Origin of the sequence: Nonomuraea solani (assembly GCF_900108335.1) — a bacterium.
Classification (GTDB): Bacteria; Actinomycetota; Actinomycetes; order Streptosporangiales; family Streptosporangiaceae; genus Nonomuraea; species Nonomuraea solani.
The window spans coordinates 139,866-161,454 of record NZ_FNVT01000017.1 but is presented as its reverse complement, the minus strand read 5'-3'; the positions used below and the strand labels follow the sequence as shown (position 1 = coordinate 161,454).

The following is a 21,589-nucleotide window of genomic DNA, read 5'->3' as shown; positions in this document are numbered from 1 at the left end:
ACTGTGCGCCCGCCGCGAGGGCGTTACCAGCGATCGGCGTGAAGCACCTCCTCCAGCGGCTGCCGACTCGCGGGCTTGAACGTCTCACCCGTGTAGTACGCGGTGGGCAGCAGCACCCCCTGCCGGACGTCGCCCGGGATGCCGAGCAGCGTGGCGATCTCGCTCTCGTACGCCAGGTGCAACGTCGTCCACGCGGTACCGAGCCCTCGCGCCCGCGCGGCCAGCATGTAGCTCCAGGCGGCTGGCAGCAGCGACCCCCACAGCCCCGCCTGGTTGCCCGGCGGCAGCCCGCCCCCCACCTTGATGCACCCGATCACCAGCACGGGGACCTCCCCCATGTGGTCGCCCAGGTACGTGGCGCTGTCGGACACCCGCGCCTGGGCCGCCGACCTGACCGGATCGTCCTGGAACAGCCCCCGGGCGGACGACCCGGACTCGTAGTACCGGCGCCACGAGCGCCCGTAGTAGTCGCCGATCGTCTTGCGCAGCCCGGGATCGGTGACCACGATCCAGTGCCACTCCTGCCGGTTGCCGCCCGTGGGTGCCTGGAGGGCGATCTCCAGGCACTCGCGGACCAGCTCCGGCGGGACGGGACGGGTGAGGTCGAGGCGCTTGCGTACGCTGCGGGTGGTGGTGAGCAGCTCGTCCGGTTCGATCGTCATGTGCCCATCATGCGGCTTCGGCGGGTGATCCGCCGAGAGGGCTTCAGGCCGCGCCGAGCCACAGGTCGGGGCCGCGCGCCCGGTCACAGGTGACCGAGCACCCGCATGGCCGGGAGCGCCCGGTCGTCGTAGTCGAACAGGGCCTGGTTCTCCCAGCCGTTGCCGGTCGTCGGGTCGGCCGGGTCCCAGCCGTTGCCCTTGACGCCGGTCCAGGTGGCCTCCCAGGTGAACAGGCCGAGGCCCAGGCCGTCCGGGACGGCGCGGACGATGTCGGCGACGCGGGTGAGCATCGCGGACTGGCCCTCCGGGGTGGCCGGGTAGCCGGGGAAGGGCTCGCCCGAGGTGATGATGTTCTCCCAGCCGTCGTCGTCGGCCGTCGTGAACGGGTACGCGGTCTCGACCACGACCACCGGCTTGCCGTACCGGGTGGCGACGTCGTTGATGTTGGCCTGGAATGCCTCCAGGGTGCCGTGCCAGTAGCCGTAGTACGACAGCCCGATGACGTCGTACCGGATGCCGTGGGCGCCGGCGTTGTCGAACCACCACCGGTAGAGGCCGTTGTCGCCGCCGTTGGCCAGGTGCAGCACGACCTTGGTCGAGCGCGACACCCGCTTGACCGCGTCGTAGCCGGCGTTCAGCAGCGCGGCCGTGTTCGGCCAGTTCGCGTTGGAGCCGTCGGGCCAGAGCAGGCCGCCGTTGATCTCGTTGCCGACCTGCACCATGTCGGCCGTGGTGCCCTGGCGGCGCAGCGCGCTGAGCACGTCGTAGGTGTGGTCGTACACGGCCTGCCTGAGCTGCTCGAACGGCAGCGCCGCCCAGGCGGCCGGCTTGAACTGCTTGCCCGGGTCGGCCCAGGTGTCGGAGTAGTGGAAGTCGATGAGCAGCTTCATGCCCTGCGCCTTGACGCGCCTGGCCACCGCGAGGACCCGTTCCTTGGTGTTGTAGCCGTCGGCCGGGTTCACCCAGACCTTGAGCCGCATGTAGTTGAGGCCCGCCCGTTCCATGATGCGCAGCGCGTCGCCCCTGCGCCCGCGGGCGTCGCGGTAGACGCCGCCGAACGCCTCCGACTTGGCGAGGCTGGAGATGTCGGCCCCGCGGATCTGGAGGCGGCCGCCGGCGTGGGCGGGTTGCTGCACGATGAGGAGGGCGGCCAGTAACAGCAGTGTGGTCAGGACGCGTTTCATCGGGTCTCCCTAGGGATGGGGGGATTCCGCGACGACCGTGACCGCGCCGGGCGCGACGGTGACGGCGCCGTCGTGGCGCGCTCCGTCGAACACGCCGGTGCCGCTCACCCCCTCGACCGTGACGGGCTCGTCGCCGTGGTTGATCAGGAAGACGTGGCCGCCCCTGCGCACCAGTTCGAGGGTTTCGGGGAGGCCGCGCGGACGGGACACGTTCGCGTGGTCGAGCACCTGCGTGAGCAGGTCGCGCAGGCCGGTGACGGGGGCGGTGGCCAGATACCAGGCGGTGCCGGCGCCCAGGTCGTGGCGGGTGAAGGCGGGGTGACCGGCGTCGGGCCCGCCGGCGAAGTCCCGTACGGTGACCGCGCCGGCCGGGCGGACCCGCTCGGACCACACCCGGGCCGGATCTCCACCGGACAGCGGGACCGTCTCGTTTTCGCGCAGCGGGTGGAACTCCTCGATCGACAGGCCGAGCAGTTCGCGCAGCGCGCCGGGGTGGGCGCCGGGGTGGATGGTGTCGTACTCGTCCACGATGCCGGAGAAATACGACACGAGCAGGTTGCCGCCGGCTTCGACGTACCGGTGCAGGTTCTTGGCGGAGCCCTCGGTCAGCAGGTACGCGCTGGGCGCCACCACCACCCGATACCCCGAAATATCGGCGGAAGGGTGGACGAAGTCCACCGTCACGTGCTCCCGCCACAGCGCCTCGTAGAAGGCGTCCACCCGCTCCCTGAACGTCAGGTCCACCGACGGCCGCCAGTCCAGCTCCAGCGCCCAGTACGACTCCCAGTCCCACACGATCGCCACCTCGGCCCGCACCCGGCCGCCCCGCACCCCGTCGAGCTTGCGCAGGTCGGCGCCGAGCCGGACCACCTCGCGCCACTGCTCGGAGTCCGTGCCGGCGTGCGGCACCAGCCCCGAGTGGAACTTCTCGGCCCCGAACCGCGAGGCCCGCCACTGGAAGAACAGCACGCTGTCCGAGCCGCGCGCCACGTGCGCCAGGCTGTTGCGGCGCATCTCCCCCGGCCGCTTGGCGATGTTGCGCGGTTGCCAGTTGACCGCGCCCGCCGAGTGCTCCATGAGCATCCACGGCGCGCCGCCCGCCACGGAGCGCGCGAGGTCGGCGGACATGGACAGGTCGATGTGGTTGTCGGGCCGCTCGGCCTTGAGATAGTGGTCGTTGGCGATCACGTCCAGCTCGCGGGCCCACTGCCACAGGTCGGCGGACTTGCAGTTGACGGTGCCGGCGAAGTTCGTGGTCACGGGGAGGCCGGGGGTCAGCTCGCGCAGGATGTCGCGCTGGAGCGCGTAGTGCTCGCGGTGCTGGCCGTCGCTGAAGCGGGCGTAGTCGAGGCGCTGGGCGGGGTTGATCGCGGTGTGGTTGGCGCGGGGGGCGTCGATCTGGGACCAGTCGGTGTAGGTCTGGCCCCAGAAGGTCGTGCCCCACGCCTCATTAAGAGCCGAAATATCGCGATAAGTGTGGCGGAGCCACTCGCGCCACGCGGCCACGCTGTGCTCGCAGTAGCACTCGCCGAGCGGCGCCCCATATTCGTTGTGCACGTGCCACATCACGACGGCGGGATGGCCCCGGTAGTGCTCCCCCATCGCCCGCACCAGGCGCGCGGTCGCCTCGCGGAAGGCCGGGGCGCTGGAGCAGGCGCTCTGCCGGCCGCCGAACCCGATCCGCACGCCCTCCCTGGTCACGGGCAGCACGTCGGGGTGCCGGGCGACGAGCCAGGCGGGCGGGGCGGCGGTCGGCGTGGCCAGGTCCACGGCCACGCCCCCGGCGTGCAGCCGGTCGATGATCTCGTCCAGCCAGCCGAACGCGTAGCGCCCCTGCTCGGGCTCCATCAGCGCCCACGAGAACAGGCCGAGGCTGACCAGGTTGACCCCGGCCTCGCGCATGAGGACGACGTCCTCCTCCAGGACCTCGCGCGGCCACTGCTCGGGGTTGTAGTCCCCGCCATAGGCGATACCGGCAGGACGCTCCGGATACATCCATCCCCCTCGAAAAGCTTCTGTGAACGTGCACAGTAATGCTCACCAGGCCCCGAAGGGAACCGTCCCTCCCCCATTTGCGGGCGGGGCAGGCGTGTTAACGAGAACATAACAACCCCTTGACGGTTGTTTCGGCCCTGTTCCACTCTGTGCACGTTCACAGAACTTTCTGGAGGTACGCATGCGCGCCAACCGCCTTGGAGCAGCCCTGGCCGTCGCACTCACGGCCACCCTCGCGAGTTGCGGGTCCAGCGAGCCCGCCGAGAGCCCCGAGAGCCCAAAGGCCGCGCAGAGCACCACGGCCGCGCCCCAGGGCCCGGTCAAGCTCACGTACTGGACCTGGGCCCCCAACATGGACAAGATCACCGAGGTCTGGAACAAGGCCAACCCGAACATCCAGGTCACGGTCAGCAAGCAGGCGGGCGGCGACGACGCGGCGGCCAAGTTCCTCACCGCGGCCAAGGCCGGCAACCCGCCGGACGTGGTGCAGGCCGAATACCAGCACCTTCCGTCGTTCATCGCCGCCGACGCGGTGGCCGACCTGAAGGCCGAGACCACCTCGATCAAGGGCGAGTTCAGCGAGGGCCTGTGGCGCCTGGTGACCCTCGGCACCGAGTCCGTCTACGGCATCCCGCAGGACAGCGGCCCGATGATGCTCTTCTACCGCAAGGACCTGTTCGACAAGCACGGGCTCAAGGTGCCGGCCACCTGGCAGGAGTACGGCGACGCGGCCAGGCAGTTGCGCGAGAAGGACCCGAAGGCCTACCTCGGGACCTTCTCCAGCAAGGACCCGGGAGCGTTCACAGGGCTGGCCCAGCAGGCCGGGGCGCAGTGGTGGTCGATCAGCGGCGAGTCCTGGAAGGTGAACATCGCCGACGAGCCCACCAAGAAGGTCGCCGACTACTGGGGCGGGCTGGTCAAGGAGGGCGCCATCGACGACATGCCGTTCTTCACGCCCGAGTGGAACAAGGCGCTCAACGACGGCAAGCTGCTGACCTGGCCGTCCGCGGTGTGGGCGCCGGGCGTGCTGTCGAGCAACGCGCCCAAGGCCAAGGGCAAGTGGGCCGTCGCGCCGCTGCCGCAGTGGAACGCCGGCGAGAGCTTCAGCGGGTTCTGGGGCGGCTCGTCCACCGCCGTGTCGGCCAAGTCGCCGAACAAGGCCGCCGCCGCCCAGTTCGCCACCTGGCTCAACACCGACCCGGCCGCCATCGAGCTGCTGGTCAAGGAGGCCGCGATCTACCCGGCCGCGACCAAGGCCCAGTCGGCGCTCGGTGAGGCGCCCGAATACTTCGCCAACCAGCCCGACTTCTGGCAGCAGGCCGCGACCGTGTCCGCCGGGGCGCGCGGGTTCACCTTCGGCCCGAACGTCGGCGTGACCTACAACGCCTTCAAGGACGGCTTCGACAAGGCGCTGCAGAACGGCAGCCCGTTCTCCGAGGCCGTGCAGGGCATGCAGGACGCCACGGTCGCCGACATGCGCAAGTCCGGCTTCCAGCTCGCCTCATGAAGCGATCGGAGCGGGGGGTCTGGCCGTACCTCTTCCTGACCCCCGCGATCGTGCTGTTCACGCTGTTTCTCGCGGTGCCCATCGGCTACACCGTCTACCTGGCGATGCGCCGCACCAGGGTCTCCGGGCTCGGGCTGGGGAAGGGGGCGCGGCGGGAGGTGTACGTCGGGTTCGACAACTTCGCCGCCGCCCTCGCCGACTCCGAGCTGTGGACCGGGTGGCTGCGGGTGCTCGGCTACGGCGCGCTCGTGCTGATCGTGATGCTGGGGCTGGCGCTGCTGTTCGCGCTGCTGCTGGACTCGGCGCGGGTGCGGCTGGCCCGGTTCTCGCGGATCGCGATCTTCCTGCCGTACGCGGTGCCGGGCGTGGCGGCCACGCTGCTGTGGGGCTTCCTCTACCTGCCCTCGCTCAGCCCGTTCCGTGCGATCCTGGACGTCGACTTCCTGGGGGCCACCACCGTCACGTACTCGATGGCGAACGTGGCGGTGTGGGGCGGCGTCGGCTTCAACATGCTCGTCCTCTACACCACGCTCCGCGCGATCCCCCGCGACCTGTACGAGGCCGCGCGGCTCGACGGCGCCTCCGAGACGCAGATCGCGCTGCGGGTCAAGATCCCGATCCTGACTCCGGCGATCATCCTGACCACCGTGTTCTCGATCATCGCGACCATCCAGGTCTTCACCGAGCCCACCACGCTGCGGCCGCTGACCAACACGATCAGCTCCACGTGGAGCCCGCTGATGAAGGTCTACCGCGACGCGTTCGTCACCGGCGACCTGTACTCGGCCGCGGCCACCTCGATCGTCATCGCGGCGATCTCACTCGTCCTGTCGTTCGGATTCCTGCGCGTGGTCCGCAACCGCGCCTTCGGGGAGGGTTGATGGCCACGGTCACCGCCGCTTCAACGCGCCGGCGGGCCCGCGTGGGCGCGGGCGGCGCGATCGGCGTCGTGCCGACGGCGCTGCTGCTCATCGGCGCGATCTACTGCCTGTTCCCGGTGGCGTGGGTGCTGATCGCGGCCACCAAGTCGCCGGGCGAGCTGTTCAGCACCTCGACGCTCGCCCTCGGCACCGGTTTCCTGGACAACATCAGGGAGCTGTTCGCCTACCGGGACGGCGTGTTCTGGCTCTGGGCCGGCAACACGCTGCTCTACGCGGGCGGCGGCGCGCTGCTGTCCACGGCGGTCTCGGCGATCTCCGGGTACGCGCTGGCGAAATATCGTTTCCCCGGCCGGAATCTGATCTTCAACCTGCTCATCGGCGGCATCCTGGTGCCCGCCGTGGTGCTGGCGATCCCGCAGTATCTGCTGTTCTCCAAGATCGGGATGGCCGACAGCTACTGGGCGGTCCTGCTGCCGCAGATCCTGCACCCGTACAGCATCTATCTGGCCCGCATCTACGCCGCCGCGGCCATCCCCGACTCCCTGCTGGAGGCGGGGCGGATCGACGGGGCGAGCGAGGGGCACCTGATGTGGCGGGTGGCGATGCCGCTGATGGTGCCAGGCATGGTGACGATCTTCCTGTTCCAGTTCGTGGCCATCTGGAACAACTTCCTGCTGCCGTTCATCATGCTCGGGGACGACGGCAAGTTCCCGCTCACGGTGGGCCTGTACACGCTGCTGGCCGCCGGGGCGAACCAGCCCTCGCTCTACAACCTCATCCTGACGGGCGCCTTCCTGTCGATCGTGCCCTTGATCGCGCTCTTCCTGACGATGCAGCGATACTGGAAGACCGACCTGTCCTCCGGAGCCGTCAAATGAAGCGCCCCACGATCCACGATGTCGCCGCCGCCGCGGGCGTTTCCCGCGGCACGGTGTCCCGCCTGCTCAACGGGGACAAATACGTGAGCCCGGCGGCGCGCGTGGCCATCGAGAGGGCCATCTCGGAGACCGGCTACGTGGTCAACCGCGCCGCACGCAGCCTGGTCACGCAGCGGACGGGCTCGATCGTCATGGTCCTGTCGGAGCCGCACGAGAAGCTGTTCGAGGACCCCAACTACAGCACGCTCATCCGGGTGGCGATCAGGATGCTGGCCGAGCGCGACCTGTCGCTGGTGATGATGATGGCGGGCGACGAGGGCGACCGCGAGCGGGTGGTGCGCTACGTGCGCGGCGGCCACGCCGACGGCGTGCTGCTGGTCTCGACGCACGCGGGCGACCCGCTGCTCGACGCGCTGCGCACCGGCCCGCCGGCCGTCTCCTGCGGCGCGGTCATCGGGCGCGAGACCGTCATCCCGTACGCCGCCGCCGACGAGCGCCTCGGCGCCCGCCAGATGACCGGCTACTTCGTCGCCCAGGGCCGCAAGCGCATCGCCATGATCACCGGGCCCATGGACACGCCGGGCGGCATCCAGCGGCTCGAAGGCTTCGCCGACGTGCTCGGCCGCAAGGCCACCAAGCGGCTGATCGCGCACGGCGACTGGACGCAGGCCAGCGGCGAGCGGGCGATGCTGGAGCTGCTGGAGCGCGCCCCCGACATCGACGCCGTCTTCGTGGCCTCCGACCTGATGGCGGCCGGGGCGCTGGCCGCGCTGCGGTCGGCGGGCCGCCGGGTGCCGGAGGACGTGGCGGTGGGCGGGTTCGACGACTCGTCGGTGGCGATCTCGACGCATCCGCCGCTGACGACGATCCGGCAGCCGCTGGCCGAGATGGCGCAGGAGACGATCCGGCTGCTGCTGGCCCTGATCGACGGGGCCGGGCCGGTCGAGCCGGTGATACTGCCCACGGAACTGGTGATCCGCGAGTCGGCCTGATCCCAGGGCATTCGCGACATTTCAGCGCTACGATCGGCGCGCCATCGGCGTACCCGAAGGAGCCTCCCATGGCTGACGACGAACGGGAACAGGCGCCACCAGGGGTCGACACCACCAAGCCCAACGTTTCCCGCGTCTACGACTTCATGCTGGGCGGCAAGGACAACTACGAGGCCGACCGGGAGATGGCGCAGCGGGCGCTCGTGATCGCCCCGGACGCCCCGGAGGCCGCGCGCGCCAACCGCGAGTTCCTCGGGCGGGTGGTCCGCTTCCTGGCGGCGGAGGCGGGCATCCGCCAGTTCCTGGACATCGGCTCGGGCCTGCCCACGCGCGGCAACGTCCACGAGATCGCCCAGTCGGCCGCCGCGGGCACCCGGGTGGTCTACGTCGACCACGACCCGGTCGTGCTCGTCCACGCCCGGGCACTGCTCGCCGTGGACGACGGCACCACGGTCGTCGAGGCCGACCTGCGGCGGCCGGACGCGATCCTCGACGATCCGGAGGTCGGGCGGCTCATCGACTTCTCACGCCCGGTGGGGCTGCTGATGTTCGCGATCCTGCACCACCTGACGGACGACGAGGACCCGGCCGGGATCGCCGCCCGCATGATGAGCCGCCTGGCGCCGGGCAGCCACCTGGCCGCTTCCCACTTTCACAACCCGGGCCTGGCCCATCCGGAGGTGTCCCGGCAGGCGTTCGCGGCCGAGCGCATCTTCAACGAGACGCTGGGCACGGGCCGGTGGCGCACCCGCGAGGAGATCCTGGCCTACTTCGACGGCCTCGACCTGCTGGAGCCGGGCCTGGTGCCGCTGCCGGAGTGGCGGCCCGGCTCGGCTGACCAGGCGGAGCCCGGCATCACGTACCACACCTTCGTCGGAGCCGTCGCCCGCAAGCCGTGACCTTCCCGGCGCACTTCGGCTGAGACCCCCCTTTGAGGACGGCGGGAGGTGCGGCCGTCAGTCCGGGGTGTGGTGCCAGTTGTGCGGGGCCCGTTTGAGGGTGTAGGCCCCCTGGGGGAGGTCGTCCCGGACGCGGATCATCCAGCGGGCGAGATCCGTGGTGAGGGCGGCGCGGACGCCGGCGAGCGCGGGGTCGTCGTAGCGGTTGTCCAGTTCGGCGGGGTCGGTGGCCAGGTCGTAGAGTTCGCCGGTGCCGCGTTCGTCGAGGAGCAGTTTCCACTCCGCGCGGCGGAGCATCACCGTCGTCCCGGACTGGGTGACGGTGTTGAGCTCGTCGAAGGTGCGGCCCTCGTACGGGAAATGCAGCGGCGGGCGTTCCCCCGCGCCGTAGGACAACCCGCCGAACCCGCGTTCGCCGTACCCGGTGGCGAACTCCTCGGCCGGGTACGGCTCCCCCGTGAGCATGGGCCACAGGCTGCGGCCCTGGACGCCGGCCGGGATCTCGGCGCCGATGGCGTCGCAGATCGTCGGGAGCAGGTCGGCGAGCGAGACGAAGTCGGCGCCGTTGACCGTGGCCCGCACGCCCGGCCCGGTCACCGCGAACGGGATGCGCATCAGGCGCTCGGCCATGCCCGCGCCCTTGCGCTGCAGCCCGTAGTCGCCGGTGTAGTCGCCATGGTCGGCGACGAAGAACACCAGCGTCTCCCGCTCCCCCACATGTGCGAAGAACCGGCGCAACTGGTCGTCGATGAGCCGGAGCATGCCGCAGTAGTTGGCGCGGTAGCGCCGCCACTCGGCGTCGTAGCCGGGCCGTTTCTCCTCGATCAGGTCGCGCAGCCAGGTGTAGGTGCCGCCCTTGCGCTCGATCGCCTCCGGCCCGGCGAGCCGTTCCGGCATGTCGTCCGGGTCGAACAGGCTGAAGTACGGCTCCGGGACCTGGTAGGGGTTGTGCGGTTCCGGGAACGACAGCCAGGTGAAGACCGGCCGGTCGGCGGGCGTCTGTTCGATGGCGCTGATCGCGTCCGAGACGATCCGGTACGGGGACTGGCGCTCCAGCGGGAACGGCGTCGGCTCGTGACCGACCGAGTGGTCGAGCCCTTCGAGCCACCGCTCGAACCCTTCGTGGCCGGCCGGGCCGCGGTCGTGCCAGTACGGCGCGGCGAACGTGTCGAAGTCCGCGGCCTGCCGGTAGAAGTGCGTCTTGCCCGCCAGGTGCAGCGCGTACCCGGCGTCGCGCAGCACGTCCACGAGGTCGGCCCCGCGCAGCACGTGCCGCGCGGCGCTGTTCTGCCGGACCCGGTGCGCGGACGGGTAGCGGCCGGTGAGCAGGCTGACCCGGGCGGGCACGCACAGCGGGGACGTGGTGTATCCGCGCCGGAACCGGACGCCGGTGTCCATCAGCCCGTCGAGGAAGGGCATGGTGTCCAGCGGGAAACCGCCGGCGGCGGTCCAGTCGGCCCGTTGCTGATCGGTCATGATCAGCACGATGTTCGGTCGGTTCACAGGGGCTCCGCTAGCGCTTGGCGTACATCGGCTTGAGGTAGTCCGAACGCGGCTTCCAGTTGGGGAAGGCGAAGTCGTCCTGGCCGACCTGCGCGCCCTTCTGCTTGGCCGCCGCGATGGCCGCGTCGCGCTGCTTGGCGCTGTCGCTGGACAGCTTGGTCAGCGCCGCGCGGACGTCGGTGACGTCGCCGGTGAGCGCGCCCTGCACGATGTCGCCGAGGGTGGGGGTCACCGGCTTCATCTCGATCTGCACCTGCCCGATGTCCTTGTTCCCGGCGATCGGTTCGGGGGCGAGGAACACGCTCTCCTTGAACCAGCCGACCAGCTTCTTGTACGCGGGGTGCGCCTGGGAGTCGCCGACGACGGAGATGTCGCGCGGAGGCTGCGACATGGTCCCGGCGACCGTGCGTGAATACTCCTCCGTGGTGAAGTGCTCGCTCAGCAGCCTGCTCGCCACCGCGGCCTTCTTGCTCGCCGACGACAGCCAGTAGTCCCCGGCCTGCGGCGCGTGGTAGGTGGCCACGGCGGCCCCGGCCTCAGGCATCAGGATCGGCCCCACGCCGAGCTTCTCACCGAACGCGGCCGTGTCCTTGAGCGCCACCCCGGGGCACCACGGCCCGTCGAAGTAGTAGGCCGCGATCCCGGCGGTCCACCGGGCCCTGGCCACGTCGTCGAGCCAGGAGTTCGCCCCCGGCACCAGCACTTTGTCCTGGCGCAGCGAGACCAGGAACTCGATCACGTTGAGATATTCGTCGGCGTGGAAGGCGAACTCGCCGTTCCTGTACAGCACTCCGGCGAACCCCGCGAACCCGCCCGCCTGCGCCAGGTCGTTGACCTGCTCGCCCAGCCGGTTCGGCATGCCGATGTTCCACACCCAGCCGTACGTCCCGCCGCCGGCCGAGCTCTGCACCTTCCTGGCCGCGGCCCGGAACTCGTCATAGGTCTTCGGCGGCGCCTCCGGGTCCAGCCCGGCGCGCGAGACGAGTTCCGTGTTGAACCACGTGACCGAGGAGTAGGTCTGATGGCTGAAGATCGGGAACGCGTGGATCTTGCCGTCGAAGATGTGCAGGCCCTCGATGAGCGAGTCCTGGACCCGGGCCTTGGCCTCGTCGGTGAGCTCCAGCGGCTGCGACCACCCGGCGGCGACGAGCGCCGCGGCGGGCAGGTTGAGTCCGGCGTTGGTGCGCACGTCCGGTAGCTGGCCGCTCTGCTTGGCCAGTTGCAGCGCCTGGCCCATCTTGGCGGGGTTGTAGTAGTTGTACTGGACGGGGACGCCGCCAGGGCTCTTGGCGAACGTGGCGAAGATCTCCGCCTTCGCCTTCTGCAACTGGTTCTGGTGGTCCCACCAGGTCAGCGAGTTGCCCGCGCCACCGACCCCGCCGCCGGAGCCGCCGGAGCCGCACGCGCCGGTCGCCGTCGCGACGGCCAGAGTTCCCGCAGCGGCGAGGAAACCCCGCCGAGTCATCGCGGTCATCGGTCCTGCCTTTCACCCCCGCGGCCGTGAAGGTCTGGTTAATCGATGTTGCCGCGTGGCAAACTCATTCTTGCCACGCGGCATGCCGCGCGGCAAGACTCTTCTTCAGCAACTTGGTGTCCTCGACTCCCGACAGGAGGGTGAACGACTGTGGTGACACAACGTGACGTGGCGCGCCGGGCGGGAGTCTCCGTACGGACCGTCTCCAACGTCGTGAACAACTTCGCCTACGTGTCCGAAGAGACCCGCGCCCAGGTGCAACGGGCCCTGGACGAACTCGACTACCGGCCCAACCTGGCGGCGCGCAGCCTGAACCGGGGGCGCTCCAACCTGCTGGCCCTGGTCCTGCCGCTGGACGTGCCGTACTTCACCGAACTGGCCGCCCACGTGGTCGACCAGGCCGAGGAGCGCGGCTACACGGTGCTCCTCGACCGCACCGAGGGGTCGGCGGAGCGCGAGCGGCAGATACTGATGCGGCGGGACCGGTCGGCCCTGTTCGACGGGTTCATCTTCAGCCCGCTCGGCCTGACCGAGGACGAGCTGCGCAGCTGGGCGGGCGACTGCCCGGCGGTGATGCTGGGCGAGGTGCAGGTGGAGGGCGTGGACCACGTCGCCATCGACGACACCGCCGCGGCCAAGGCGGCGACGGAGCACCTGATCTCGCTGGGCCGGACCAGGATCGCCGCCATCGGCGTACCGCACAGACCGAAGGCGTCGGCCGGCCGGCCGGCCCGGGCGACGGCCGCGCATCGGTCGGCCGGATATGAGCAGGCGCTGACCGAGGCGGGCCTGCCCATCCGGCCCGAGCTGACCGTGCGCGTGCGACGCTACCAGCGCCAGGACGGCCGGGACGCCATGGAGCGCCTGCTCGACCTGGCCGAGCCGCCGGACGCGGTGTTCTGCTACAACGACCTGCTCGCGCTCGGGGCGATGCGGGCGGTGCTGGCCCGGGGGCTGCGGGTGCCGCAGGACGTCGCCGTCGCCGGGTTCGACGGCATCGACGAGGGCCGGTTCGCCACCCCGCCGCTGACCACCGTCGTCCCCGACAAGGCGCGGATCGCCGAGCTCGCCGTGACCCGGCTGCTGGAGCGCGTCGAAGGCGACAAGAGCCCGGCCGTGCAGCTTGAGGCGCCGTGGCGGCTGATGATCGACGAGAGCACCGCGGGCGTTCCAGAGGCCGGCGAATGACCGTCGCGCTCCCGTCCGCGGCGCGACGGCGCCGCGACCGCACCACCCTGTACGTCTGGCTGTTCCTGACCCCGACCGTCCTGCTGTACGGCGCGTTCACCGTCTACCCGATCGTCGGCAGCTACGTCTACTCGCTCACCGACTGGAACGGGTTCGACGCCGGGGCGACGTTCATCGGCCTGGCCAACTACCAGGAGGTCCTGGCCGACCCGATGTTCTGGAGCTCGTTCCGGCTGACGCTGACGTTCATGCTCGTCGCGGTGCCCGTCCAGGTGCTGGCCACGCTGCTGATCGCGATCGTGCTCAACTCGCCCCACATGCCGCTGCGCAACCTGTTCAGGACCGCCCTGTTCCTGCCGGTGGTCACCACCACGGCGATCGTCGGCGTGGTCATGCAGTTCGTCTTCGACCCGGCCGGCGGCCCGGTGAACACCGCGCTGCGCGAGGCCGGTCTGGCGCCGGACGGCATCGACTTCCTCGGGCAGTCGTCGACGGCCCTGGGCACGACGATCGCCGTCTACGTGTGGAAGTGGTTCGGGATCACCCTGGTCTACTGGCTGGCCGCGCTGCAGACCGTGCCGGCTGAGGTGTACGAGGCGGCGCGCCTCGACGGCGCCGGCGCCCTCGCCATCCTGCGCCACATCACCATGCCGCTGCTCAAGCCGTTCCTGGTCATCATCACCCTGCTGTCGATCGAGGCGTCGCTGCAGGTCTTCGACCTCGTGCTGACCATGACCGGGGGCGGCCCGTTCTACTCGACCGAGGTGATCGAGGTGTACATCTACCGGTGGGCCTTCGCCGCGACGATCCCCCGGCTCGGGTACGCGTCGGCGGCCGCCGTCCTGTTCGGCCTGTTCATCTGCGTCGTCGGCCTGCTGCAGTTGCTCGCGGTCCGCGCCACCCGCAAGGCCAGGAGAGCGGCATGAACCCCGCCAAGGCGCTGCGCCGGCTGCCCTGGTGGATCGCCGCCGCCGTGCTCGCCATCGGCTGCCTGATCTGGATCTACCCGTTCCTGTGGATGGTGTCGGCGTCGCTGAAGACGTCGGCCGAGGTGTTCACCAAGGGGCTCGACCTGCTGCCGGAGACCCTGGCGTGGGACAACTACGAGCGCGCGTGGGGCGAGGCGCAGTTCGGGAAATATCTGCTCAACACCGTGATCGTCACCGTGTGCACGGTGGTGATCGTGGTCGTCCGGTGCGCCATGGCCGGCTACGCCCTCGCCCGCCACGACTTCCGCGGCCGCAAGATCGTCATGGGACTCCTGGTCGCCACGCTGTTCGTGCCGTCCGGCTACACCATCATCCCGCTGGTCGACATCGCCCAGAAGCTCGGCATGCTGAACTCGCTGACCGGCATGATCCTGGCGATGTCGGGCGCCGCGAACGTGGCCGCGATCCTGCTCTACTCCGGCTATTTCCGCGGCATCCCCAAGGAGCTGACCGAGAGCGCGCTCCTCGACGGCGCCGGCTTCTGGACCGTCTTCTTCCGCATCATGCTGCCGCTGGCCAAGCCGGTCACGGCCACCGTCACCGTGCTCACGTTCCTGTCCACCTGGAACGCGTTCTTCCTGCCGCTGGTCTTCACCTTCTCCCGGCCCGACCTGCGCACCGTCAGCGTCGGCATGCTCGCCTTCGTGGGCGAGAACACCACCGACTGGGGCGGCATGGCCGCCGCGGCGACGATCTCGCTACTGCCGGTCGTCGCCCTGTTCATCGCGCTGCAGCGCTACTTCGTCGAGGGCATCGCCGGTGCCGTCAAATCCTGACCCCATTGAGAAAGTGAGCAACGTGTCCGAGATCGTCCCCCGCTCTGAATACCCGCGACCGCAGTTCGTCCGTACCGCGTGGCGGTGCCTGAACGGAACCTGGCAGTTCGAGCGGGACGCCGGCGACTCCGGGCTGGAGCGCGGCCTGCTCGATCGGGACCTGACCGGCGAGATCGTCGTGCCGTTCTGCCCTGAGTCCGAACTGTCCGGCATCGGCGACCCGGACTTCCATCCGGCCGTCTGGTACCGGCGTACCGTCCGGGTGCCGGAGGACTGGGCCGGGCGGCGGGTGCTGCTGCACTTCCAGGCGGTCGACCACGACGCCACGGTGTGGGTGGACGGGGTCGAGGTCCGCCGGCACCGGGGCGGGTTCACCTCGTTCAGTTGTGACCTGGCCGCCGTGGCCGATCCTGCGCACGCGTACACCGTCGTCGTGCGCGCCCGCGATTCCCGCTCCGGCCCCCAGGCGCGCGGCAAGCAGGCGACCAGCTTCGAGGGCACCGGCGCGCTCTACGGACGCACCACCGGCATCTGGCAGACGGTGTGGTGCGAGCCCGTGCCCGGCACGCACCTGGGCCGGCCGCGGATCACGCCGAACGTCGCGGCGTCCGCGTTCCGGGTGACCGTGCCGGTGTCGGCGAACCGGCCGGGGCACCGCGTCCAGGTGACGATTTCGGACCGGCACGGCGACGTCGCGTCGGCACGGGCACGCGCCGACCTCGACCTCACCCCCGAGGTGTGGCTGCCGCTGCCGGAGGACCGGGTACGGCCGTGGTCCCCCGAGGACCCGCACCTGTACGACCTGCGTATCGACCTGCTCGACGGCGACGGCGCCGTGGTGGACACCGCGCAGAGCTACGCCGGTCTGCGCTCGGTCACCATCGACGGGCACGCCGTCCTGCTCAACGGCGACGTGCTCTTCCAGCGGCTGGTCCTCGACCAGGGCTACCATCCCGGCGGCCTGATGACCGCGCCGTCCGACGAGGCCCTGCGCCACGACATCGAGCTGGCCGTGGCCGCCGGGTTCAACGGCGCCCGGCTGCACCAGAAGGTGTTCGAGGAGCGCTACCTCTACCACGCCGACCGGGCGGGTTTCCTGGTCTGGGGCGAGTTCGGCGACTGGGGCGCCCGCACCGGCGGCCCGGCCGGCGACAACCAGCGGCCGACCGCGTCGTTCGTGACCCAGTGGCTGGAGGCGGTCGAGCGCGACTACTCCCACCCCTCCATCGTCGGCTGGTGCCCGCTCAACGAGACGTGGCAGAGGACGACCGACCAGATCACCGTGCTCGACGACGTCACCTGGGGTATGTACCTGGCCACCAAGGCGGCCGACCCCACCCGGCCGGTGGTCGACGCCTCCGGCTACGCGCACCGGGTGCCCGGCGCCGACGTCTATGACTCGCACTGCTACGAGCAGGATCCCGTGGCGTTCGGCAAGCTGATGGCGGGCCTGGCCGACGGGAGGCCGTACGTCAACGCCGACCCCGACGGGACGGCGTGGTCGGTGCCGTACCAGGGCCAGCCGTACTTCTGCAGTGAGTTCGGCGGCATCTGGTGGAACCCGGACGCGCGTCCCGAGGAGAACTCCTGGGGATACGGCGAGCGGCCCACGAGCGAGGAGGAGCTCCAGGAACGGTTCGCCGGGCTGGTCGGGGTGCTGCTGGACGACCCCCGGATGTTCGGCTACTGCTACACGCAGCTCACCGACGTCTTCCAGGAGCAGAACGGCATCTACCGCTTCGACCGTACGAGCAAGCTGGACGTCTCCCGCATCCGCGCCGCCCAGCGACGCCCGGCGGCCATCGAACGGACCTCGCCCAGGGACTGAGCGGCTACGCCATGCCGGCGTACATCCACTGGCCCTCGACGCGGACGAACTTGCTGTTCTCCTCCATCTCGCCCGGCTTGCCGCGGTCGACATAGTGGGCGCGGAAGCGGACCGTCCCCTCCGTGTGCACGACGGTGCCGCCGGTGGTTTCGAGCACCTCCAGCCGCACCCACCGCACCCGCTTGTCCAGGCCGATGTGAGGCGGGCGGGAGGACGGGTGCCAGGTGCGCAGCAGGTAGGTCTCGTCACCGACCCCGAACGCGGTGAAGCGGGAGCGCATGAGCTGCTCGGCCGTGGTCGCGGCCTCGCCCCGGTGCAGTTTGCCGCAGCAGGCCGGGTAGGGGACGGGCAGGCCGCAGAGGCAGGTGTGCGCAGACATGATCCCTATTCTGCCGTGAGCCTGGTGGTGAGATCGGTCAGCGTACGGCCGAGCGGGGCGTCGAGGGTGAGCGCGGCGTCGCCGTCGCCGCCGGTCGGGCCCTGGTTGACGATCGCGATGGGCAGGCCGAGCGCGGCCGCCCTCGTGACGAACCGCAGCCCTGACCTGACCGCCAGCGACGAGCCGAGCACGAGCATCGCCCGCGCCCCGCCGACCATGGAGAAGCACTCGTCCACGCGCGGCTTGGGCACGTTCTCGCCGAAGAACACCACGTCGGGCTTGAGCAGCCCGCCGCAGCCGGTGCAGTCGACCACGCGGAACCCGGCGACCTGCTCGTCGGTGAGCACGGCGTCGCCGTCGGGGTTGATCCGGCCGCTGGCCGCCCAGTCCGGGTTGGCCTCCAGGAAGCGGCGTTCCAGCTCGGCGCGGGGGGTGCGCTCCCGGCACGACAGGCAGACGACGCGGTCGAGCCCGCCGTGCAGCTCGATCACCCGGCGCGCCCCGGCCGCCTGGTGCAGGCCGTCCACGTTCTGGGTGACGATGCCGGCCAGCAGGCCGCGCCGCTCCAGTTCGGCCACGGCCCGGTGCCCGTCGTTGGGCCGGGCCAGGCCGATCTGGCGCCAGCCGACGTGGCTGCGCGCCCAGTAGCGCCGCCGCGCCTCGGCGCTGCCGACGAACCGCTGGTAGGTCATCGGCTCGGCCTTCCTGGCCAGGCCCGTCGGCCCCCGGTAGTCGGGGATGCCCGACTCGGTCGACAGGCCGGCCCCGCTGAGCACCGCCACGCCTCCCTGGGCGACCAGTTCGGCCAGCTCCGCCACCCGCATGGTGCTTGATGTCACATCCTCCATGGTGCCTCAGCCACCGGTGTGCTCCTCCGCCACGGTGCTTCAGCGTTCTTCCGCTTCGGCGATCTGTTCGGCGTGCCACAGGCGCCGCATCTCCGGGCAGTCCCGCAGCAGGTCGCCGAGCCGGCCCCGCCCGGCGACCCGGCCGCGGTCCAGGACGATCACCTGGTCGGCGCGTTCGAGCGCGGCCTGCCGGTGCGAGACGACCAGGACCGTCTCCGGGCCGCCGCGCCCGGCGATCCGCTCCCACAGCAGCCGCTCGGTCTCGACGTCCAGCGCGGACGACACGTCGTCCACGACGAGCAGGTCGGGCTCGCGTACGAGGGCCCGGGCGACCGTGGCCCGCTGCGCCTGGCCGCCGGACAGCCGGGTGCCGCGCGGCCCGACGACCGTGCCGAGCCCGTCCGGCAGCGCCGCCAGATCCCGGTCGAACGCCGCCAGCTCCAGCGCCCGCCGGGCGGCGCCGTCGCTCGCGGGCCGGCCGAGCAGCAGGTTCTCCCGCAGGGTCTCCGAGAACAGCCTGGGCACCTGACCGGCGTAGGCGGCCCGGCCGGGGACCAGGTAGGTGCCCGGGTCCTCGACCGGGGTGCCGTTCCACGTGATCGTGCCCTCGTCCAGGGGCAGGAGGCCGAGCAGGGCGCGTACCAGCGTGGTCTTGCCCGCGCCCACGGCCCCGGTGACGACCGTGAACGAGCCGCGTTCGACGCGCAGATCGACCCCGTGCAGCACCCCGCGCACGGTCACCCCGCGCGCCTCGAACACCCGAAGGGGTTCGTCGTGCTCGGGCGGCGGCGCCAGGGGCGGCGGATCGCGGTGCAGCCAGACGTCGGCGCCCCGCGACAGATCATCGGCGTCCTCGTACGCGGCCATGAGCCGGGTGAGCCGCTCGGTGGCGACGGCGGCCTGCGGCAGCCGGTAGAGCACCGTCCCGATCGTCCTCGGCAGGGCCGTCAGCCAGCCGATATAGCTCGTGAACAGCGCGAGGTCGCCCACGGTGAAGTCGCCGCGGGCCATGGCGGGCGCGGCCAGCAGCAGGACGAGCCCGATGCCGAGCTCGACGGTGGTCGTCGTGACGGCGTCGAGCAGGTCGGTGGCCAGCCGGTCCTTGACCGCGGCCGCGCGCCGCCGCCGGTTGTGCGCGCGCAGCCGCTCCAGCGCCGCCGCCTCGGCGCCGGCGGTCTTGAGCGCGAGCACGCCGCCGAAGATCTCCCCCACGTACGCCGTGACGGCCGCGCCGAGCCGCCTGGCCCGCCCGTGCAGTCTCGCCACGGTACGCCGCATCGTCCGGCTCAGCACGCCCACCACGATCATCGGCAGGACCAGCACGAGCGTGATGACGGGATCGACGGAGGCCATGATCGGCAGGGCCGCGGCGGCGAACAGCACCGTGCCCACCAGGCTGACGCTCTCGTCGGTGAAGTCCACGGCGTCGGCCACGTCGTCGCGCATGCGGGCCACGCCCTCGCCGGAGGAGTGCGGCAGCCGGGCGGCGGCCGGGCCGCGCGCGGTGAGGATGGAGCGCAGCACGTTGGCCCGCAGCAGGACCGCCGCGGCGTTCCACCAGTAGACCCCGTACGTCCAGGCGATGACGATGATCACCCCGCGGACGAGCTCCACGCCCACGAACGCCGCGCACAACCACAGGGTCGCCCGCAGGGCCGCCGGCTGGTGGCCGCTGATCTGGTCGAAGACCCGCTGCAGCACCAGCCCTCCGGCCAGCGGGACGACGTGGACCGGCAGCCACAGCAGGGCGCCGATCAGGTATCTGCGCAGGTCGAACGTGGCCAGCCGGGTGGCCACCAGCATCACCGGCCGCATCCGCCGCCTCCCGCCGGGCCACACCCGTCCATTCCCGTCGGGCCTCACCGGCTCACCCCTGCCAGGTCGAGCAGCCGGCCGAATCTGCTGTCCGGGTCGGCGGCGAGGTCGGCGCGGCGGCCGTACTCGACGACCTTGCCGTGGTCGAGGACCGCGATCTTGTCCACGCGGGCGAGCGACGACAGGCGATGCGCGATGATCACGCCGGTCCGGCCCGCCAGCAGGCGGTCGATGCTCTCCTCGATGTGGCGCTCGGTGGCCGGGTCGAGCCGGCTGGACGCCTCGTCGAGCACGACGAGCCCGGGGTCGGCGAGGAACGCTCGCGCGAACGCGATGAGCTGCGCCTCCCCCGCCGACACGCCGCGCAGTTCGGTGTCCAGCCCGTCGGGCAGCCCGGCCAGCCAGTCGCCGAGCCCGACCCTGGTGAGGGCCTCGCGCAGGCGGTCGTCGCCGGGCGAGGTCCTGAACAGCGTCAGATTGTCCCGTACGCTCGCCGCGAAGAGCTGCACGTCCTGCGTGACGACGCCGACCCTGGCGCGGATGGACAGCGGGTCGGCCTGGCGCAGGTCGACGCCGCCGACGCGTACCGTGCCTTCTACGGGGTCGTAGAGGCGCAGCACCAGGCGGGCCACGGTGCTCTTGCCGCTGCCCGTCCGCCCGACCAGGCCGAGCGTCTCGCCGGGGGCCAGCGTGAGCGCGACGCCCGACAGGACCTGCTCGCCGGAGAGCGACGGGTAGGTGAAGCCGACGCCGTCGAGGCGCAGGGCGAGCGGGCCCGTCGCGGGCAGGGGCAGCGAGCCGGCGGCCAGTGCGGGACGTTCGGCCAGCAGGGCGCCGATGCGGGCGAGCCCGGCCAGCGCCGCCTGGTAGCGCCTGATCTGGTCGATCAGCCGCTCGAACGGCGCTCGTACCATCAGCGTGTACTGGAAGAGCAGCACGGCGGTGCCCACCGTGAGCGTGCCCGCCTCGACGGTCCAGGCGGCCAGCCCGAGCATGATGGCCGTGCCGGCGGCGAAGGCCACCGACGTGCCCGCCAGCAGCATGGTGCCGATCCGGGCGTCCCGCTTCTCGGCCCGGCAGAGGTCGGCGCTGATCTGGTGGAAGCGCCGCACGGTGTGCTCGCCGCCGCCGTTCGCCCGGAGGTCCTCGGCGCCGGCCAGCCGCTCTTCGAGGGCGCCGTACAGGGTGGCGTTCGCCGCGCGGGCCCGGGCCGCGGACGGGACGGCCAGGCGCTGGGCCCGCGCCATCGCGTACCCGATGACCAGGCAGTACGCCAGCAGCGCGGCGCCGATGCGCCAGTCGACGGCGAACACGATGACGATCACGCCGGCCAGCAGCAGCGCGCCGGCCACCACGTCCAGCAGGAACGCCATGACGAAGTCGGCGATCGCCACGACGTCGCCGTCCACCCGCTCGATCAGCTCGCCGGGGGTGTGCTTTCCGTGGAAGTCCATGTCCAGGCCGAGCGCGTGCCCGGCGAGGCGCTCGCGCAGGCGGTTGGTGCCGTCCCAGGCGAGCCGGCCGGCCAGCCAGGCGGTGACCGTCCTGGCGGCCTGGCCCGCGACGGCGAGCACCAGGTAGCCGAGCGCGATGAGGGTCAGGTGCCGCAGTCCGGCGCCGCCGATGGCGTCGTCGACGAAGCGCCGGGTGATCTGGGGTGCCGCCAGCGGAAGCGCGGTGGCGGCGGCCACGGCCGCGGCCAGCGCCGCGGCGGAGCGCCGTCCGGGACGGAGCAGGCGCAGGACGGACGGGTTATGGGGTGTGGTCCGATGCTTGAACGGTCTCAAGAAG

General features: G+C 71.3%; 18 protein-coding genes. 9 read left to right on the top strand and 9 right to left on the bottom strand.

Features of this window, described 5'->3' with window-relative positions; genetic code table 11:
• Nucleotides 1-23: 23 nt before the first annotated feature.
• The 3 genes from C4V41_RS43280 to C4V41_RS43270 all read right to left on the bottom strand — a co-directional run bounded on the left by C4V41_RS43280 (nt 24) and on the right by C4V41_RS43270 (nt 3,841).
• Entirely contained in the window at nt 24-662 is a 639-nt protein-coding gene (locus C4V41_RS43280) for a nitroreductase family protein (RefSeq protein ID WP_103961847.1), read from the bottom strand.
• 83 nt (nt 663-745) lie between these two features.
• A complete protein-coding gene (locus C4V41_RS43275; RefSeq protein ID WP_103961846.1) occupies nt 746-1,846 on the bottom strand; it encodes a glycoside hydrolase family 53 protein in 1,101 nt (366 codons plus the stop codon).
• Nucleotides 1,847-1,855: 9 nt separating this feature from the next.
• Nucleotides 1,856-3,841 carry a beta-galactosidase gene (locus C4V41_RS43270; protein WP_103961845.1) on the bottom strand — a complete coding sequence of 662 codons (1,986 nt, stop codon included), beginning with the start codon at nt 3,839-3,841 and terminating at the stop codon, nt 1,856-1,858.
• A 181-nt stretch (nt 3,842-4,022) separates the two neighbouring features.
• Between C4V41_RS43270 and C4V41_RS43265 the strand changes: the two genes are divergently transcribed.
• The 5 genes from C4V41_RS43265 (at nt 4,023) to C4V41_RS43245 (ending at nt 8,998) form a co-directional block, all read left to right on the top strand.
• Nucleotides 4,023-5,348 (top strand): ABC transporter substrate-binding protein, encoded by a 1,326-nt coding sequence (locus C4V41_RS43265; protein WP_103961844.1) that lies wholly within the window; start codon nt 4,023-4,025, stop codon nt 5,346-5,348.
• Entirely contained in the window at nt 5,345-6,229 is an 885-nt protein-coding gene (locus C4V41_RS43260; protein WP_103961843.1) for a carbohydrate ABC transporter permease, read from the top strand. Before C4V41_RS43265 ends, C4V41_RS43260 begins: the two co-directional genes overlap by 4 nt.
• On the top strand, nt 6,229-7,107 hold the full coding sequence (locus C4V41_RS43255; protein WP_103961842.1) for a carbohydrate ABC transporter permease: 879 nt from the start codon (nt 6,229-6,231) through the stop codon (nt 7,105-7,107). Before C4V41_RS43260 ends, C4V41_RS43255 begins: the two co-directional genes overlap by 1 nt.
• Entirely contained in the window at nt 7,104-8,099 is a 996-nt protein-coding gene (locus tag C4V41_RS43250) for a LacI family DNA-binding transcriptional regulator (RefSeq protein ID WP_103961841.1), read from the top strand. Before C4V41_RS43255 ends, C4V41_RS43250 begins: the two co-directional genes overlap by 4 nt.
• 68 nt (nt 8,100-8,167) lie before the next feature.
• Nucleotides 8,168-8,998 carry an SAM-dependent methyltransferase gene (locus tag C4V41_RS43245; RefSeq protein WP_103961840.1) on the top strand — a complete coding sequence of 277 codons (831 nt, stop codon included), beginning with the start codon at nt 8,168-8,170 and terminating at the stop codon, nt 8,996-8,998.
• Nucleotides 8,999-9,055: 57 nt separating this feature from the next.
• Here C4V41_RS43245 and C4V41_RS43240 read toward each other — a convergent pair whose 3' ends face one another.
• Nucleotides 9,056-10,483, bottom strand: a complete 1,428-nt coding sequence (locus C4V41_RS43240; protein WP_268808800.1) for a sulfatase-like hydrolase/transferase — start codon at nt 10,481-10,483, stop codon at nt 9,056-9,058.
• 28 nt (nt 10,484-10,511) lie between these two features.
• Nucleotides 10,512-11,975 (bottom strand): ABC transporter substrate-binding protein, encoded by a 1,464-nt coding sequence (locus tag C4V41_RS43235; protein ID WP_103961839.1) that lies wholly within the window; start codon nt 11,973-11,975, stop codon nt 10,512-10,514.
• Between the two features lie 150 nt (nt 11,976-12,125).
• Between C4V41_RS43235 and C4V41_RS43230 the strand changes: the two genes are divergently transcribed.
• The 4 genes from C4V41_RS43230 to C4V41_RS43215 are packed head-to-tail and all read left to right on the top strand — an operon-like array spanning nt 12,126 to nt 16,756.
• Nucleotides 12,126-13,163 (top strand): LacI family DNA-binding transcriptional regulator, encoded by a 1,038-nt coding sequence (locus C4V41_RS43230; RefSeq protein WP_103961838.1) that lies wholly within the window; start codon nt 12,126-12,128, stop codon nt 13,161-13,163.
• A complete protein-coding gene (locus tag C4V41_RS43225) occupies nt 13,160-14,089 on the top strand; it encodes a carbohydrate ABC transporter permease (RefSeq protein ID WP_103961837.1) in 930 nt (309 codons plus the stop codon). Before C4V41_RS43230 ends, C4V41_RS43225 begins: the two co-directional genes overlap by 4 nt.
• Nucleotides 14,086-14,928 carry a carbohydrate ABC transporter permease gene (locus C4V41_RS43220; RefSeq protein ID WP_103961836.1) on the top strand — a complete coding sequence of 281 codons (843 nt, stop codon included), beginning with the start codon at nt 14,086-14,088 and terminating at the stop codon, nt 14,926-14,928. Before C4V41_RS43225 ends, C4V41_RS43220 begins: the two co-directional genes overlap by 4 nt.
• Nucleotides 14,929-14,941: 13 nt before the next feature.
• Nucleotides 14,942-16,756 (top strand): glycoside hydrolase family 2 protein, encoded by a 1,815-nt coding sequence (locus tag C4V41_RS43215; RefSeq protein ID WP_235030748.1) that lies wholly within the window; start codon nt 14,942-14,944, stop codon nt 16,754-16,756.
• 4 nt (nt 16,757-16,760) lie between these two features.
• On the opposite strand, the gene C4V41_RS43210 is transcribed toward C4V41_RS43215, so the two are convergent.
• The 4 genes from C4V41_RS43210 to C4V41_RS43195 are packed head-to-tail and all read right to left on the bottom strand — an operon-like array spanning nt 16,761 to nt 21,585.
• Nucleotides 16,761-17,135 (bottom strand): YchJ family protein, encoded by a 375-nt coding sequence (locus C4V41_RS43210; protein ID WP_103961835.1) that lies wholly within the window; start codon nt 17,133-17,135, stop codon nt 16,761-16,763.
• Nucleotides 17,136-17,140: 5 nt separating this feature from the next.
• Nucleotides 17,141-17,974, bottom strand: a complete 834-nt coding sequence (locus C4V41_RS43205) for an NAD-dependent protein deacetylase (RefSeq protein ID WP_327537506.1) — start codon at nt 17,972-17,974, stop codon at nt 17,141-17,143.
• A 48-nt stretch (nt 17,975-18,022) separates the two neighbouring features.
• The gene (locus C4V41_RS43200) at nt 18,023-19,798 is read right to left on the bottom strand and encodes an ABC transporter ATP-binding protein (RefSeq protein WP_200824610.1); all 1,776 of its coding nucleotides are present in this window, start codon (nt 19,796-19,798) and stop codon (nt 18,023-18,025) included.
• Between the two features lie 44 nt (nt 19,799-19,842).
• Nucleotides 19,843-21,585 (bottom strand): ABC transporter ATP-binding protein, encoded by a 1,743-nt coding sequence (locus tag C4V41_RS43195; RefSeq protein ID WP_103961833.1) that lies wholly within the window; start codon nt 21,583-21,585, stop codon nt 19,843-19,845.
• Between the last annotated feature and the right edge of the window lie 4 nt (nt 21,586-21,589).